The sequence below is a fragment of the Sphingomonas rosea genome (genome assembly GCF_039538065.1).
Taxonomy (GTDB): domain Bacteria; phylum Pseudomonadota; class Alphaproteobacteria; order Sphingomonadales; family Sphingomonadaceae; genus Sphingomicrobium; species Sphingomicrobium rosea.
This window is the reverse complement of the sequence record NZ_BAABBR010000001.1, coordinates 2,474,830-2,491,750: the sequence shown is the minus strand read 5'-3', so window position 1 is coordinate 2,491,750 and position 16,921 is coordinate 2,474,830. Positions and strand designations below refer to the sequence as shown.

The window sequence follows — 16,921 nt, the reverse complement described above, 5'->3', positions numbered from 1 at the left end:
CTCGGACCTGTGATCCGCTCGGCAGCAAAGCCTCGCGAGCCCCTTCGTCAGAAACCCACCCTCACCGAACGGCCACGCTTTGCCTCCGCTTCGACGCGGAGGCGGTCGACGAGCTCCTGCCCGCCGCTCGCGGGCATAAAGCGCAGCTGGCGTTTGACGACCTGGAAGTCGCCCGGCGTGAGGCCGGAGACCTCGCCGAGGCTGCGTGGTGCCGGCATGCCGAAGAAGCGCTCGAATGCGCGGGCGGCGCGCGCGGGGCTCATCGGATCGAGGCGGACCTTGAAGACGAAGCGGCGCAGGGTCGCCGGATCCAGTCGCTCGACGTAATTGGTGGCCGCGACGACCGGAAGCGGGTGCAGGTCGAGCCAGGTGAGCAGTTCATTGACCTGCCCGACCTCCCAGCTGGTTCGCGCCGTTGCACGATCGAACAGCAGCGAGTCCGCTTCGTCGAACAGCAGCAGTGCGCCGCGTTGCCGTGCCTCGGCGAATGCGCCCGCGATCTGCGCTTCGGTCTCGCCGACCCACTTGGAGAGCAGGTCGGAGGCCCGCTTGACGAGCAGCGGGCGGTCGATCGCTTCGGCAAGATGATGCGCGAACGCTGTCTTCCCCGTGCCCGGCGGCCCGCTCAACAGGATGGCGACGGCATCGTGTCGGCCGATCGAGCCGAACAGGCTGGCGATCGAATGGTCGCTTTCGAGGAGATCGAGGTCGAAGTCCGCAGGCGGGGGCGGGGCAAGATCACCTCCGCGCAGCGCCCGGACGAGCGCTTCCGCGGCCGTGGCGCCGCCATCGACGTCACCGGCGAGGCGCCCGGCCCGCGAGGCGACACGCAGTACGGTCGCGGTCTCGGGGGCCGCGGCGAGCAGGGCCGTGAGGCGCGGGCTGGGCGCGACCGCTTCCTCGCGCGTGACGCGCGCCAGCATCGCCTCGGCAGCCCGCCGGTTCGGCAGGTCGAACTTGAGGACAAAGCTCATGCGCCGGAGGATGGCCCCGTCGACGTTGCCGATGGCGTTGGTGGTCCAGATCACCGGAACCTTGTTGGTTTCGAGCAATCGGTTGACGAACACCTTGCTTCCCTGGCGCCGCGAGACCCAGTCGCCGCCGGACGGGCGCGCGTCGCCGATCAGATCTTCCATCTCGTCGAACAGCAGGACCGCATTGCCGCGCCCGGCGAGGAGCCGCTGCGATAGGGTCAGCGCTGCGATGCGGTCCCAGCGGCTAGGCTCCTCGCCATCGTCGTCAGCCTCGCCGACCCCGTGCAGCGTCGCGCCGGCGGCGTGTGCGAGCGTACGGGCGAACTCGGTCTTGCCCGTGCCCGGGGGACCGTGGATCAGGACGTTGATCCCGCATTCGCGCTGGCTCACCGCGCCACGAAGCAGGCGCACCAGAAAGTCGGCGTGGGCGACATGCGCGAAGTCGGCAAGGCCGAGCACTGGCGGCTGGCGTTGGCCGACCAGGGTTTCGAGCATCTCGGCACCCCCATTGGGCGCGCGATCGAGCAAGCGCTCGAGCGGCCAGCTCACCATGACCTCCAGCTCGCCCTGCCGGTTCAGGATGAACTCGGCGAGGTCGAGGCGAATGGGCGCGCTGCGCCGCACCAGGCGCTCCGCCTCGTTCGGCGGCGCGCCGGCCACCTCGCCAAGGAGCGTCGGCAGATGGTGTCCGTGCTTGCCCAGGATCCTGGTGAGCAGGGTGACGCGCGGCAGTCGGTCGCACGCGACCATCGCCGTCAGCAGGGCCGCGTCGAAAGGCGGGAGTTCCAACAGCGCGGCAAGCGCGCCGACGAGATCGAGTGACTGCGACGGCTCCTCGACCGCGCGCGGCTCGGCGAGGCTGGCGAGAAGCGCCGGCCAGTCGAGGTCGTCAACACGTCCAGGCGTCAGCCAATCGCGATGCGGTGTTGCCCACTCGAGCAACGCGGCCGCGAGCGGGGATGATTCCGGCAAGCCGCCGGCGGTCCGAAGCACCATGCTCCGGACGATCGAATGTTCGTTCATGAATTTCCCACGAGCCGGCACGCGCAAGGGCGCGCGGCTTCCTCAGTTCAGTCAGGGAGGTGCGGCAGCCCGGTTCCGGCGTGCCGCGCGCGTCGTGGGACGGTTACGCGAAAGGCCGGAGGAAGGGGCTCGTCGCACCGCGGGTGGCGGCAAGAACCAGCAATGTCTTTCTCCTTGCTCGGATTCCTATCGAGCGGAGCGGCCGATAGCAGCGAAACGCCAAATCGGCAATGCCGCCGCGATCCCGGTGCCCGGCGTACCCGTGGTCAGCCGGCGGTGACCGTTGCCCAGTCGAGGCCAAAGCGGGCAAGATATTTGCGCAGGCGGTCGGCATCGTTGGCGGAGGTCCGTCGGCTCCGCGAGGCGGCGAACAGCGCGCGGCCGGCTTCCGAGAGCGATCGACTGCGGCGGCAGACGCGGACGGTCTCGGCGAGCTGGACGCGATCGAACGGATCGATCCCCGCGAGGGCTTCAGCATCGAGCAGGCTCGCAAGGTCGTCGGCCGCCGCGCCGGCCTGGCCCGACCAGTTTCGCTGCAGCCGCGCGATTTCGGCGTCGACGCAGGCAAGGTCGATCCGGCCTTTGGGGCTCAGCGTCGCCATGCGCGTCACGCTCGCCGCCAGGTCGCGGAAATTGCCGGGCCAGCTCGCCTCCGGGCCCGTCGCATAGGCAAGATAGCGTTGGCGGGCTTCCTTGTTGAAGCTCGCGCGCTCTCCCTCGCGTTCCGCGAAACGATCGAGCTCATAGTCGAGATTGGGTTCGATATCCTCGCGGCGGTCGGCCAGTCCCGGGAGGGTGAACGTCCACAAATTGAGCCGGGCATAGAGATCGTCGCGGAAGCTGCCGTTCGCGACGGCTTCTCCCAAATCCCGGTTGGTGCCCGCGATCAACTGGAATTCGGACGCCGTCTCCTTGTCGGCGCCGACGGGCAGGAAGCGCTTGTCCTCGACTGCGCGCAGGATCATCGCCTGTTCGTCGAGGCCCAGTTCGCCGATCTCGTCGAGGAACAGCATGCCGCGATCGGCGGCGCGAAGCAGGCCCGGCCGCTCGGCAACGGCGCCGGTGAAGGCGCCCTTGCGGTGCCCGAACAGCGCCGACATCGCGCCGTCGCCTTTCAGCGTCGCACAATTCACCTCGACGAAGGGGCCGGCGACCTGGTGCTTGAGCTTCTTCAGTTCGTAGATGCGCCGCGCCAGCAGGCTCTTGCCCGCCCCCGTCGGGCCCATCAGCAGCACCGGCGCCTTGGAGCGCAGCGCGACGCGCTCGATCTCGTCGATCATGCGGTTGAAGGTGGCGCTCCGGGTATCGATTCCCGACTTCAGGAACGAGGTGCTCTCGGCGCTGGCCGCTGCGAAGCGCGTGGCGATGCTGTCGTAGCGCGACAGGTCGAGGTCGATGGTCGTCCAGCTCCCGACCGGGCTGGCCGTGCCGCGTTCGGGCTGCGTCTGGAGCAGCTTGCCGGGCAGGTATCGCGCTTCGGTCAGCAGGAACAGGCAGATCTGCGCGACATGGGTGCCGGTGGTGATGTGGACGAGGTAGTCCTCGATCTCGGGATCGAACGGCTCGGCGCGGGCGAAGTCGAGGAGCTTGCCGTAGACTTCCTCGAAGTCCCAGGGATCGTTGAAGTCGAGCAGGCGCGGTTCGACCTGCGTTTCGGGTGACACCGACGCGATGTCCTCGGTGACGGCCTCGGCGAGCCGGCGGTGCGCGGTGCCGTGGAGGAGGATCAGGCGGTCGACGCGCAGGTCCTCGTGCATGGTGAGGCCGACCGTCGGACGCCACTTGTTCCACCGCGACGGGCCGAACTTGCTCGCATCGAGCGTGGAGCCGAGAAATCCGATCACCACCAGCGGCTTCATTCTTATCTCCAGAGATAAAGGGCAATCCTAAGAGATAAGATGAAGCGAGGGAAGGTCTCGCTGCTTAGCCTTCCGTCGCAAGAATATTATCACGCACTAACAGACACTTACGCGATTTTTACCGATCTTAGCGATCCTTTGGCACGCCCCGTGCTCATGAATATTCGTCGGTCGAGGCGAACATCTCGGCCGATCGCGGAAGCCGGGGCGGTCGGAATGGGCCGGCCGCCCCAGAGGATTTCACAGGGTGTAGCTCAGCCAGGCAGAGCACCGGTTTTGGAAACCGGGCGTCGCAGGTTCAGATCCTGCCTCCCTGACCCGGGCGACCTCAAACGCGCGAAATGTCTCGCCACTCCATGTCGCGGGCACCAAGATGATTTCAGGAGGTCAGGATGACCGAGACTTTGTACGACTATCAGCACGTCGAGGGCGGCGTTCCGATCAAGATGTGGACGCGGGGCGTGCCGGTGGAAGACGAAGCCCGCGCCCAGCTTTCCCGCGCGGCGCAGATGCCGTTCGTGTTCAAGCATGTGGCCGCGATGCCCGACGTCCATGTCGGCATCGGCGCGACCGTGGGCTCGGTGATCCCGACCAAGGGCGCGGTGATCCCGGCGGCGGTCGGGGTCGACATCGGCTGCGGCATGATGGCGGCGCGGACCTCGCTGGTGGCGAGCGACCTTCCGGACAACCTCGAGGCCATTCGCTCGGCAATCGAGCAGGCGGTGCCGCACGGCCGGTCGGTCGGGCGGGGCCAGCGCGATCACGGTTCGTGGGGCAGCCCGCCGCCGGCGATCATCGAGGCCTGGGCGACGCTCGCGCAGCGCTTCGCGCGGATTTGCGACCGGCATCCGCGTCTCAAGAACACGAACAACCTCGTGCATCTGGGGACGCTCGGCACTGGCAACCACTTCATCGAGCTGTGCCTCGACGAGGACCAGCGCGTGTGGGTGATGCTCCACTCGGGAAGCCGGGGCGTGGGCAATGCGATCGGTAGCTTCTTCATCGAGCTAGCGAAGCGGGACATGCGCAAGTGGCACATCAACCTGCCCGATCAGGACCTCGCCTACTTCCCCGAGGGGACCGATCATTTCGACGATTATGTCGAGGCGGTCGGCTGGGCGCAGGACTATGCCGCGCTCAACCGACGGATGATGATGACCAACGTCATTCGCGCGCTTCGGACGCAGATCGCGAAGCCCTTCGATGCCGAGCTGGAGGCGGTGAACTGCCACCACAACTATGTCTCGCGCGAACAGCATTTCGGCGAAAACGTGCTCGTGACCCGCAAGGGCGCGGTGCGGGCCGCCAAGGGTGTGCTCGGGATCATCCCCGGGTCGATGGGCGCCAAGTCGTTCATCGTGCGTGGACTCGGCAACGCGGAATCGTTCGACAGCTGCTCGCACGGTGCCGGCCGGGTGATGAGCCGGACCGCCGCCAAGAAGCTGGTGTCGCTCGACGAGCACATTGCCGACACGGCGGGCGTGGAGTGCCGCAAGGACGCGGGCGTCATCGACGAGACCCCGAAGGCCTACAAGCCGATCGAGGCCGTCATGGCCGCGCAGGCGGACCTGGTGGAGATCGTCCACACCCTCAAGCAGGTGGTTTGCGTGAAAGGCTGAGCCTTTCACGCAAACGCCTCTCTAACCACTGCTCCCGGCAGTCTTAAAGGAAATGATCAGGCAGATGATCGAGATCGATGGTTCGGAAGGCGAAGGGGGCGGGCAGGTCGTCCGCAACGCGTGCGCCCTCTCGCTCGCCACCGGGCAGCCGTTCCGGATCGTGCGGGTCCGGGGCAAGCGAAGCAAGCCCGGGCTGATGCGCCAGCACGTGACCGCGATCGAAGCCGCGCTGGCGATCGGCGGTGCCTTCGCCGAGGGCGTAGCGGTCGGCTCCTCCGAGATGAGCTTCACGCCGCGCGCGGTCACGCCCGGCGAATATCGCTTCGCGGTCGGCACGGCGGGCAGCACCAACCTTGTCTTCCAGACCGTGGTGATGCCCTTGCTGCTCGCCGACGCGCCGTCGCGTCTGGTGCTGGAAGGGGGCACGCACAATGTCATGGCCCCGCCGTTCGAATTTATCGAAAGGGCCTTCGTCCCGGTGCTTCGGCGGATGGGCGCGCGGATCGCGCTTCGTCTCGACCGCCATGGCTTCTATCCGCGCGGCGGAGGCCGGATCGAGATCGACATCCAGCCGAGCAAGCTCGTGCCCATCGACTGCCTCGAGCGCGGCGCCCTCCGCGCCGTGTCCGCGACCGCGATCTTTGCCGGCTTGCCGTTCGATATCGCCGACCGCGAGCTCGCCGCGGCGCGCAAGGTGTTGCCGGACTGGCCGGACGATGCGTTCACGGTTCGGCAGCTGAAGGATGATCAGGGGCCCGGCAACGCGCTGTTGCTCGAAGCCGAGTTCGAGCAGGTGACCGAGGTCGTCACCGGCTTCGGCAAGCTCGGGGTGTCGGCGGAGTCACTGGCCAAGACGGCGGCGACCCGGATGGCGGGCTTTCTGGCCTCGGATGCGTTTGCCGGACCGTATCTCGCGGACCAGCTGTTGCTGCCGTTCGCACTGGCCGGAGGCGGGACCTTCACAACGGTGAAGCCGGGCGGCCATGCCCGGACGGCGGCCGACGTGATCCGGCTCTTCACGGGCCAGCAATGGGTGTTCGAGCAGCTGCCGGACGGAAAGCATCTCGTCCGGCGACGGGCCTGACGGGTGGGCCTGCGGGGTCAGCAGCCCGCCAGAGCCTCGCCGCGCGAACCTAGCCGGCGAGCTGCTTCAGGATCGCCGAGCAGAAGGCGGGAAGGTCGTCCGGATTGCGGCTGGTGACGAGGTTGGAGTCGACCACGACTTCCTGGTCGACCCAGGTCGCGCCGGCGTTGCGGACGTCGGTCTGGACGGTCGGATAGGAGGTCAAGGTGCGACCGCGCAGGGCGCCGGTCTCGATCAGCACCCACGGCGCGTGGCAGATGGCCGCGACCGGCTTGCCGGCCTTGAGGAAAGCGCCGACGAATGTCACCACGGCTGGTGAGGAGCGAAGCTTGTCGGCGCCGACCGTCCCACCCGGCACCACGACGGCGTCGAAATCGGAAGGATCGACCTCGTCGATCGTCGTGTCGACCTTGATCGTCGAGGCGGGGTCGAGGTCATTGTTCACCGTCTGCGCATCGTCGGCTTCCAGCCCGACGACGGTCACCGTGACACCGGCTTGCTCGAGCGCCGCTCTGGGCTTGGTGAATTCCGGGTCTTCGGTGCCGCGCGGGGCAATGAGAAGGGCAACGTTCTTCGCGTCGAGGGACATGGTCGATTCCTGTTGAAGAAAAGGGGAGGGCGCGAGGCTGGCGGCTATTTCGCCAGCTCGGGCTCGCGCACGGCCTCGGCCGACGCCATGCCGGGCTCGTCCGACTTCCCGCCGAGGAGGTCGCGGACCGCGGCCTCGACCTTGCGGCCGGTCTCCTCGTCGATGTTGCGCCAATATTCGAAGGCACGGACGAGGACGGGTTCGCTGACCCCGTCGGCAAGGTGCCCGGCGATGTTCTGCACGAGCCGGCCGCGCTGTTCCTCGTCCATCACCTTGCGGATGAGGTCGCGGGGCTGGCTGAAGTCGTCGTCATCCTGCCGCAGCGTATAGGCGGCGCGAACCATCTCGCCGTCGGCATGCCAGGTCGCCTCGCCGCCCACCTGCGGCTGGGCCGCGGGGCCGCCGTAGCTGTTGGGCGCGTAGACCGGGTCGAGCGCGTTCTGCACCCGCATCGCGCCACCGCGCGAATAGCTGTGGACGGGCGACTTGGGCGCGTTGACCGGGATCTGCTTGTAGTTGACGCCGAGCCTGTGGCGATGCGCGTCGGCATAAGCGAAGCCGCGGGCGAGCAGCATCTTGTCGGGCGACAGGCCGGTGCCGGGCACCATGTTGTTGGGTTCGAAGGCGAGCTGCTCGATCTGCGTGTCCCAGTCGACCGGGTTGGTGGTGAGCGTGAGCTTGCCGACCTCGATCAGCGGATAGTCGCCGTGCGGCCAGACCTTGGTCAGGTCGAACGGATTGATCCGGTATGTCTTGGCTTCCTCGAAGGGCATGATCTGCCACTTGAGGGTCCAGCTCGGATAGTCACCCTTGGCGATATGATCGAACAGGTCGCGGCGGTGATAGTCGCCGTCGGTGCCGGCCAGCCGATCGGCCTCGTCCTGGCCGAGATAGGCGTTGCCGCTCTCGCTGCCGACGTCGGTCATCCAGTGGAATTTGACGAAGAACTTCTCGCCGGCCTCGTTGATCAGCATGTAGGTGTGGCTGCCGTAGCCGTTCATCTCGCGCCAGTTCTTGGGGATGCCGCGGTCGCCCATCAGATAGGTGACCTGGTGAGCGCTTTCAGGGCTCAGCGTCCAGAAATCCCACTGCATGTCATGGTCGCGCAGCCCGTTGTCGGCGCGGCGCTTCTGGCTGCGGATGAAGTGCTGGAACTTCAGCGGATCGCGAATGAAGAAGACCGGCGTGTTGTTGCCGACCATGTCGAAATTGCCGTCCTCGGTATAGAGCTTGACCGAGAAGCCGCGCGGATCGCGCCAGGTGTCGGGGCTGCCCCGCTCGCCCGCGACGGTCGAGAAGCGCATCGCGGCCTCGCTCCGGGCGCCAGGCTGGAAGATCTTGGCCTTGGTGTAGCGCGAGACGTCGGCGGTGGTCTCGTAATGACCGAACGCGCCCGAGCCCTTGGCATGCGGCTGCCGCTCGGGAATCCGCTCGCGATTGAAATTCGCCATCTGCTCGATGAGGTAGAAGTCGTTGAGGACCAGCGGCCCGTCCGCGCCGAGGCTGAGCGAATGTTCGTCGCTCTGGACCGGGATGCCGGCGTCGGTCGTGGTTGGCGGCACAGGCTTGTCGGTCATGTCAGCGTCCTTCGAAAGCGGTGCAGCGTCAACGAAGTGGCTGATGCCGCCGTTCCGGTCGCTTCGGGAAAAGATGCCGCGTCAGGGTTTGGCCGAAACCCGCAGCGCCACGCCCCGCCACTTACGGCCCAAGGACATGAAGGTCGGTGGCGCGCCCGGCATGAATATGGTGGGCACTCAGATCATTGGAAAATTTCGATACGACTAGGCCACTGAGGTCCGCGGAAGCTGAGGTCGGCCCCGCCTGACTGGCACTTGATGCTGGCGAGCGGAGCGGCCGCAACCGGCATTGCAGACCGCAAGACGATTCCTGAGACTATCATCGCATCGGCTCTTTAAGATCGGGACGTCGGAGCGCGGTAATGTCGATACCGAGCCTGCTCACCTTGTCGTAGAAGGTCTTCCTCGGAAGGCCCAAGCGCTTGATCGCTTCGCCGACTCGTCCATCGCTTCGAAGCAACGCCTCCTTGATCAGCGCAGCCTCATACAAAGCCACACGGCTCTTAAGGTCGTCTGCGGCCTCTTCTTGAGCGCCACCGTTCTCGCCATCATGCAAGACGAGCGCGAATGCGCGATTTCGAAGCTCACGAATATTCCCTGGCCAATCGTGCAGTCGGAGCGAAGCAAGATGCTCCGCCGGCACCGCGAAATCCGGCTTACCGAATTGCTCTTTCGCTTCTTCGACGAAGACGTCGAATAGCAAGCGGATGTCGTCGCCGCGCTCCCGCAACGCCGGGACGCGGAGGCGAGTGGTCGCCAATCGATGAACCAAATCCAGGCGGAAGGTGCCAGCCCGCGCGGCCTGCTCGAGATCGGACTTGCTGGTCGCGATGACGCGAAGATTCACGGCTTCGGGACGCTCGGCACCCAGCGGCTGAACTTCCCGTTCCTCGATCACCCGGAGCAACCGAGCCTGCATCGCGAGCGGGAGGCTGTCGATCTCGTCGAGCAGGAGGGTGCCTCCGCTCGACGCGGCGATCATTCCGCGCCGTGCCGAGCGATGGTGAGCCACCGCCTCGCTGGCGTGGCCGAAGAGTTCGACCTCGAAGCTGCTGTCGACCCACGCCGCACAATTTACCGCGATGAAGGGCCGCCCGGCGCGTTTGCTGAAGCGATGGATCTGCGCTGCGACGACTTCCTTGCCGACGCCGGTCTCGCCTTCGATCAGCACGTCGACGTCGGCTGCCGCCAGCTGCCGTATGGAGGCTCGGAGCCGTGCCATGGCGATGCTTGTTCCGAGCAAGGGATCGCGTGCATCGCCAAGATCGGCTGCCGCGCGAAGGCGTCGGTTTTCGATTTGAAGAGTGCGGTGTTCGATCGCGCGCTCCACCGAGGAAGTGAGGTGATCGATCGCAAACGGCTTGCTCAGGAAATCATAGGCGCCATCCTTCAGCGCCTTCACCGCGAGCGGGACGTCGCCATGCCCTGTAACGAGGATCAGCGGGATACCGGGGTCGATGCTGCGCACGGCTGCCAGCAGTTCCAAACCGTCCATTCCCGGCATCCGGATGTCGGAGACGATCACGCCGTCGAACACGCCCGTAATGCTGGCGAGGAGGGCCTCGGCACGGTTGAAGGACTGGACCGTAAAGCCGGCCAGTTCGAGCGCCTGCGCGGTGGCGAAGCGAAGCGCGTCGTCATCCTCGGAGAACAGCACGGTCGGCGTGGTCATCGGGCGATCCTTAGCGCGACGACGAAGGTCGCGCCTGCACCTTCCGCCGGATCGAGCCAAAGGTCTCCGTCGAATTCGCGGGCGATGTCGCGGGCGATGGCGAGACCGAGGCCGAGGCCGCCGCTCTTGGCGGTTTCGAAGGGCGTGAACAGGCGCTCGCGAATGGCGGGATCGATCCCGGGCCCCTGATCGGCGATGGTGATCAGCATTTGCTCGCCATCAGCGTGCGCGGCAAGGCGGATCGAACCGGGGCGCTTGCCGACCGCGTCGAGCGCGTTGCGCAGAAGGTTGATGAGCACCTGTTCGAGCCGCACGCGGTCGCCGACCAGGACCCGCTGGCGATCCACGTCGGACACCGCGAGTTCGATCTGGGACGAGGCCTTGGCGCCGAGTAGCAGCAAGGCGCCCTCCATAATCGATCCGAGCGTCGCCTGCACCGGGACCGGCGTCTTGCGCCGAGTGAAGCTGCGCAGTTCCGACGTGATCGAGGCAATGCGCTCGGTCAGGCCGACGATCCGCTCGAGATTGAGCTGCGCGTCGTCGGCGCGACCGCGGATGATGAGCTTCGTGGAATTTTCGGCGAAGGTCCGGATCGCTGCCACCGGCTGGTTGATCTCGTGGGCGACGCCGGCGGTGATCTGGCCCAGGGTTCCGAGCCGGTTCGCGCGGGCCAGGTCCTCTCGCGCCGCCACATATTTGTTCGTGGCCTCCTCACGCTCCTGCGACTCGATCAGCAAGCGATCGTTCGTATCGCGCAGCTCGGCGGTCTGACGTTCGACCTCGAGCGAAAGCATCGCGCGCGACTCGAGAAGAAGGCGCTGACGATCCCACTGCCGCAGGAGGAAGGCGATGGTGGCCCCGAGGACGAGTAGGATCGCCAACGCCCATAGCATGGCGACGCGGCGAGCATCGTCGAGGAAGGGCTGGAGCGCGACCATGGCGGTCAGCCGGCCGCCACCGATCGGGGCCGGGAGTGCGGCCGCGACGTAACGCTCCTGCTCCTGGCCCGCACCCACGATGGCTTCCGATCCGGACAAGGTGAGCGGCGCCCGCGCGGGCGGGGAGGGGCCGAATTGAAGGGTGCGGACCGCATCGTCGAGTGCCTGGCGGGAGAGGGGCGTGGTGGCCTGGAAGCGCCATTCGGGCCGACTGGTGACCAGGATCACTCCATGGGGGTCGGTGACGAGCCCGATGCTGCCATTGGCGCCCCAGGCCCGCTCGAGCCGACTGAATTCGACCTTCACGACGATGGTCCCGAGCGCCCGGCCTCCCTGATCGACCCGCCTTGCGAGATAAAGGCCAGGACGGCCGCTGACCGTGCCGAGGGCGAACAGCTCCGACGCCCCTTCGCGCATGGCGCCGCGAAAGTAGGGACGGAAGCCATAGTTCTGGCCCACGAAGCTCGTCGGGAGGCGCCAGTTGCTTGCGGAACGGGTCACGCCGTCGCTGCCGATCAGGTAGATCACGGCGGCGTCCGTCCGTTCGGCTAGCAGTTCGAGCTGTCCGTTAAGGTGGGCGGCCGCCTGCGGATTGCGGTTGGCAAGCACCTCCGCCACGTCCGGGAATTCGGAAAGAACCAGCGGCAACAGGCGGAATTTCTGAAGCTCGCTGACCAGCAGTCCCTGGTTGGCGCGCGCGGCTGCCCGGGCCGCGATCTCGGCATTCTCGCGAGCGGTGATGCTGCTCCATCGATCGGCCGCGACGAAGGCGAGCGCGAGGAGCAGGACGATGATCCCTGTAAGCGCCACCACGACTCGCCGCGAACGCGACATCACTTTGTGCGGATTTCCGCACATCGGGTCGCGGGAATGCGCGGCAAACCGCACAGTTTTCGGGTGGCAATCAAGGGCCGATAATCTCGAAAGACCGTGAAATCAGACATTTAGGGTGATTTTCTCGTTCGCATGGTGCCGCCTTCCGCGGCGGCTAGGATGCACGGGCGGCGGCCGCTGACAAGTATTCCGCGTCCGCCTCGAGGAGGACATCATCGTTACCATCGCGGAGCCATCGCCGGCAGCGGCGGAGCATCGGCCATTCTATCGGCACCTCTATTTCCAGGTGCTGGTTGCGATCGCGCTCGGCGTGATCGTCGGCCATTACTGGCCCGAGACGGGCGAAGCGCTGAAACCACTCGGCGACGGCTTCATCAAACTCGTGAAGATGATCATCGCGCCGGTCATCTTCCTGACCCTCGTCACCGGGATTGCGGGGATGAAGGAGATGGCCGCGGTCGGCCGCGTCGCTGGCAAGGCCTTCGCCTACTTCCTCTTCTTCTCGACTCTCGCGCTGATCATCGGCCTGATCGTCGCCAACGTTGTCCAGCCGGGCGCGGGGATGAACATCGATCCCGCCAGCCTCGACCAGGGCGCCATCGCGACCTACACCGAGAAAGCGCACGAGAGCAGCATCACCGCCTTCCTGCTTGCCGTCATCCCTACGACGATGGTCTCGGCGCTGACCGAGGGATCGATCCTCCAGACCCTGTTCGTCGCCATCCTGTTCGGCATCGCGCTGGCGCTGGTCGGCGAGCCCGCGAGGCCCGTCACCGACCTGCTCGAGCGGCTCAGCCTCGTCGTCTTCCGGCTCGTCGGCATCCTGATGCGCGCCGCGCCGATCGGGGCGTTCGGCGCCATCGCCTTCACCATCGGCGCCTACGGCATCGGGACGCTCGCCAACCTCGGCAAGCTCCTCGCCACCTTCTACCTGACGAGCTTCCTTTTCGTCGTGGTGGTGCTCGGCCTCGTCGCGCGCTTCACCGGCTTTTCGCTGTGGAAGCTCATCCGCTATCTTCGCGCCGAGCTTCTGCTGGTTCTCGGCACCAGTTCGTCCGAGGCGGCACTTCCCGCGCTGATCGACAAGATGGAGCGGGCGGGCTGTTCACGCAGCGTCGTCGGGCTGGTCGTGCCGACCGGCTATTCCTTCAACCTCGACGGCACCAACATCTACATGACGCTGGCGGCGCTGTTCATCGCGCAGGCGACCAATGTCGACCTTTCGCTCGGCGACCAGATCGCGCTGCTGCTGGTGGCGATGCTTAGCTCCAAGGGCGCGGCCGGGGTGACCGGCGCGGGCTTCATCACGCTGGCCGCCACCTTGTCGATCGTGCCTTCGGTCCCGGTCGCCGGCATGGCGCTGATCCTCGGCATCGACCGCTTCATGAGCGAGTGCCGAAGCCTCACCAATTTCATCGGCAATGCGGTGGCCACGGTGGTCGTCGCGCGCTGGGACGGTGCGCTCGACCGCGAGCAGCTCGCCGCCGCGCTCGACGGTCATGCGGGTGCCGCCCCGCGCGGCACGTCGGCCGCACGACAGGAAATCGAAAGCGACATCCAGGCCCTGGGTGTCGCACCGCAAGATTGAACGGGGAGGAGAACCTATGTCCTACAAGCTTCTGCTGCTGACTACGGTATTCGGCACGGCGTCGAGCCCGCTCGCGGCGCAAGCCGTGGCCGTCACGGCGCAACCGGCGCCGGTCGCGCAGCCGGCTCCACCGGCACCGAAGGAGGAGGAAGAATCCGTCGTTACCCCGACAGGGCAAGTGGATCCGGCGGTGCCCGCAACCGACGGGGAGGAGCCCGCCAAGGACATCGTCGTCGTCGGCACCCGCATCGTCGGCGCGCGCGTCACCGAGGCCTTGCCCGTCGTCGTGGTCAACGAGGACAAGCTCGACGCCATCGGCGCGGTCAGCGGCGATGAGCTCATCCGCGCCATTCCGCAGATGGGCGACGTCACCTTCAATCCCGGCAACAATGCGCAGACCAGCAATGCCGCGCGCGGCGACGTCGGCTCGGTCAACCTGCGTTCGCTCGGCGTCGGCAATACGCTGGTGCTGCTGAACGGACGGCGCGTCGTCACGCACCCGGCAAGCCAGGGCCTGTCCGACACCGGCACCGTTCCGGTCCTAAGCTACAACAGCAATGCCATCCCGACCCTCGGCCTCAACCGGCTCGAAGTCCTGCTGGATGGTGCGGCGGCGCTCTACGGCTCCGACGCGGTCGCGGGCGTGGTCAACACGGTGCTCAAGACCAATTACGACGGCTTGCGCCTCGAGGCGCAATATGGCGGCGCCGAAGGCACGCACCTGCGCGAATTCCAGGCGGGCGGCCTGTTCGGCAAGAACTTCAGCCGCGGCAACGTCACCGTCTCGATCGAATATACCCAGCGCGAGGCCCTCCGCGCCGAAGACCAGGATTTCACCGCCTCCGCCGACCTGCGCTCGCTGTTCGCCGACGATCCGAACTTCGCCGGCCTGACCGCTCCCGATGCGCGTGCGACGCGCGGCGTCTATCCAGCGCTGCAGGTGCCGGTCACGGGCGGGCGTCCGCGGCGCGGGACGACCAACCTCACCTCCGCCGCAGGCTCCTTCACGGTGCGGCCGGTGCAATTCGGTGGCTGCACCTATGCGCTCACCGCCGATCTCTGCCTGGTCAACACCGCGCTCGCGACCAGCGGCGCGTTTCGCGACGTCCGCTACGACACCGCGATCGGGACCACGGTCTTGCCGGCGGTGAAGCGGGTCAATGCGTTCGCGTCGGGTAATTACGAACTGACCGACGGGCTGACCCTCTTCAGCGAGCTCGGTTATTATTATTCGGACACCACCCGCATCCAGCCACCGGTGATCAACCTCAACAAGATCACGATCCCGGCCAGCAACTATTACAATCCGTTCGGCCCGACGACGATTAACGGTCAGCCCAACACCAACCGTATTCCGGGCCTGACCAACGTGCCGGCCGCCGGGCTGCCGGTCACACTCACCAATTACCGCTTCGTGGATGCCGGTCCGCAGCGGGTCAACGTCACGGGTGAGCAGCGCCGCGCGCTCCTCGGCATCAAGGGCGAGACGTTCGGGTTCCGCTGGGACAGCGCCTTCGTCTACTCGGACGCCAAGGCGACCGATTCCTCCTTCGCGGTGCGCAGTTCGGCACTGCAGCAGAGCCTCGCGCTGAGCACGCCAGACGCTTACAATCCGTTCAACGGCGGGTGCACCGCGACGCCGAGCTACGGCGACTGCACGCCCAGCAGCCAGGTCGCCCTCGATGCGATCGGGTTCCAGCTCAAGCGGCGTTCCAAGACGACGCTGGCGATGTGGGACCTGCGCGCCTCGCGATCGCGCCTGTTCGCGCTTCCCGCGGGCAATGTCGGGCTGGCGCTCGGCGTCGAGGTTCGCCGCGAGACCCAGCGCGATGATCGCGATGCGGCGGTCGACGGCTCGTCACCCTTCGTCGATGCCGTGACGGGCGAGGTCACGATCAGCGATGCGGCCGCGGTCAGCGACAACCCCGACACCTACGGCAAGCGCACCGTCGCCGCCGCCTATGCCGAGCTCGCGGTGCCGCTCGTTTCGGAAGACATGAATATCCCGGCCTTCCGGCGCGTCGATCTTCAGCTTGCCGGGCGTTACGAGCACTACAGCGACTTCGGCGGCGTCGCCCGGCCGAAGGTCGCCGCTGCATGGGACCTCGCCGACGGCATTCGCCTGCGGGGCTCCTACTCGCGGGGCTTCCGGGCGCCCAACCTCGAGCAGGTGAACGCCGTCGAATATGCCCGCCTGTCCACAACCCAGGACTTCGTCCGCTGCGAAGCCGATCTTCGCACCGGGCGCATCTCCAGCTTCGGCGCGTGTGGCAACAATGTCGGCTATTCGCGGCGGGTGTCGGGCAATCCGGACCTCAAGCCCGAGACCAGCACCAACTACAATATCGGAACGGTGCTCGAGCCGCGGTTCCTGCCGCGCGACCTTGGGAAGATGACCTTTACCGTCGACTATTGGTCGATCCGACAGAAAGGCATCGTCGGGATCCTCGGCAACGACACCGCGATCGCGCTCGACTATCTCCTCCGCCTGCAAGGTTCGTCCAATCCCAATGTGGTCCGGGCGGCGGCCAATGCCGACGACATCGCAGCCTTTGCCGGGACCAACATCACGCCGGTCGGCCAGATCGTGGCGGTGCGGGACCAGTTCATCAACCTCCTACCGCAGACAGTGCAGGGGCTCGACTTCGGCGCCTACTGGACCACCCCGCGGACGAAGTTCGGTCGGTTCGACCTGTCGGTGAATGCCTCCCGGCTACTCAAGTTCTCGCGCCCGCCGGGAGATGCGGTGGAGGCACTCGTCGCAGCCCGGTCGCAGGGCCTGATCAACGCGGGAACGCCCTTGCCCGAGACGCAAAACCTGATCGAAGCCAATGGTCGGCCGAAGTGGCGCGGAACCGCGTCGCTGAGCTGGTCGCTCGGCCGCTTCCGGGTCGGCAGCTTCCTTCGCTACACGGGCGCGGTCGATGAGACCGGCTTCGTCGACGCCAATGGTAATCCGTACCGGGTGAAGTCGCAGCTGACCGCCAACCTCTACGTCGAGGCCCGTCTGCTTCAACGCAAGGAAGGGGCGAGCGTCCGCTGGCGGATCGGCGCGCGGAACATCACCGACGAGAAGCCGCCGCTCACCTCCGAGGGCTATCTGGGCTCGCTCTACAATCCCTATGGCCGCTACATCTACACCTCGCTGACGACGGAGCTTTGAG

At 66.6% G+C, this 16,921-nt stretch carries 10 protein-coding genes and 1 tRNA gene; 5 read left to right on the top strand and 6 right to left on the bottom strand.

What is annotated here, in order from left to right; translation table 11 throughout:
- Nucleotides 1-47 precede the first annotated feature (47 nt).
- Together ABD693_RS12330 and rtcR are read right to left on the bottom strand one after the other, a co-directional pair.
- The gene (locus tag ABD693_RS12330; protein WP_344697369.1) at nucleotides 48-1,997 is read right to left on the bottom strand and encodes an AAA family ATPase; all 1,950 of its coding nucleotides are present in this window, start codon (nucleotides 1,995-1,997) and stop codon (nucleotides 48-50) included.
- 266 nt (nucleotides 1,998-2,263) lie between these two features.
- The gene (gene rtcR / locus ABD693_RS12325; RefSeq protein WP_344697368.1) at nucleotides 2,264-3,856 is read right to left on the bottom strand and encodes an RNA repair transcriptional activator RtcR; all 1,593 of its coding nucleotides are present in this window, start codon (nucleotides 3,854-3,856) and stop codon (nucleotides 2,264-2,266) included.
- Between the two features lie 243 nt (nucleotides 3,857-4,099).
- On the opposite strand from rtcR, the gene ABD693_RS12320 reads away from it, so the two are divergent.
- The 3 genes from ABD693_RS12320 (at nucleotide 4,100) to rtcA (ending at nucleotide 6,559) form a co-directional block, all read left to right on the top strand.
- Nucleotides 4,100-4,173: transfer RNA gene (locus ABD693_RS12320), tRNA-Pro, on the top strand.
- A gap of 75 nt (nucleotides 4,174-4,248) precedes the next feature.
- On the top strand, nucleotides 4,249-5,475 hold the full coding sequence (locus ABD693_RS12315; protein WP_344697367.1) for an RtcB family protein: 1,227 nt from the start codon (nucleotides 4,249-4,251) through the stop codon (nucleotides 5,473-5,475).
- A gap of 52 nt (nucleotides 5,476-5,527) precedes the next feature.
- The gene (gene rtcA, locus ABD693_RS12310) at nucleotides 5,528-6,559 is read left to right on the top strand and encodes an RNA 3'-terminal phosphate cyclase (RefSeq protein ID WP_344697366.1); all 1,032 of its coding nucleotides are present in this window, start codon (nucleotides 5,528-5,530) and stop codon (nucleotides 6,557-6,559) included.
- Between the two features lie 49 nt (nucleotides 6,560-6,608).
- Here rtcA and ABD693_RS12305 read toward each other — a convergent pair whose 3' ends face one another.
- From ABD693_RS12305 to ABD693_RS12290, 4 genes are all read right to left on the bottom strand, one after another.
- A complete protein-coding gene (locus tag ABD693_RS12305; protein ID WP_344697365.1) occupies nucleotides 6,609-7,148 on the bottom strand; it encodes a type 1 glutamine amidotransferase domain-containing protein in 540 nt (179 codons plus the stop codon).
- Between the two features lie 44 nt (nucleotides 7,149-7,192).
- Complete coding sequence (locus tag ABD693_RS12300; protein ID WP_344697364.1) at nucleotides 7,193-8,725, bottom strand: catalase; 1,533 nt, start codon at nucleotides 8,723-8,725, stop codon at nucleotides 7,193-7,195.
- A 319-nt stretch (nucleotides 8,726-9,044) separates the two neighbouring features.
- Complete coding sequence (locus tag ABD693_RS12295) at nucleotides 9,045-10,397, bottom strand: sigma-54-dependent transcriptional regulator (protein ID WP_344697363.1); 1,353 nt, start codon at nucleotides 10,395-10,397, stop codon at nucleotides 9,045-9,047.
- Complete coding sequence (locus ABD693_RS12290) at nucleotides 10,394-12,169, bottom strand: sensor histidine kinase (RefSeq protein WP_344697362.1); 1,776 nt, start codon at nucleotides 12,167-12,169, stop codon at nucleotides 10,394-10,396. The genes ABD693_RS12295 and ABD693_RS12290 overlap by 4 nt, the downstream gene beginning before the upstream one ends.
- A gap of 214 nt (nucleotides 12,170-12,383) precedes the next feature.
- Between ABD693_RS12290 and ABD693_RS12285 the strand changes: the two genes are divergently transcribed.
- Together ABD693_RS12285 and ABD693_RS12280 are read left to right on the top strand one after the other, a co-directional pair.
- A complete protein-coding gene (locus ABD693_RS12285) occupies nucleotides 12,384-13,757 on the top strand; it encodes a dicarboxylate/amino acid:cation symporter (protein ID WP_344697629.1) in 1,374 nt (457 codons plus the stop codon).
- A 16-nt stretch (nucleotides 13,758-13,773) separates the two neighbouring features.
- Nucleotides 13,774-16,920, top strand: coding sequence for a TonB-dependent receptor domain-containing protein (locus tag ABD693_RS12280; RefSeq protein ID WP_344697361.1), 3,147 nt, complete (start codon nucleotides 13,774-13,776; stop codon nucleotides 16,918-16,920).
- Nucleotide 16,921 lies beyond the last annotated feature (1 nt).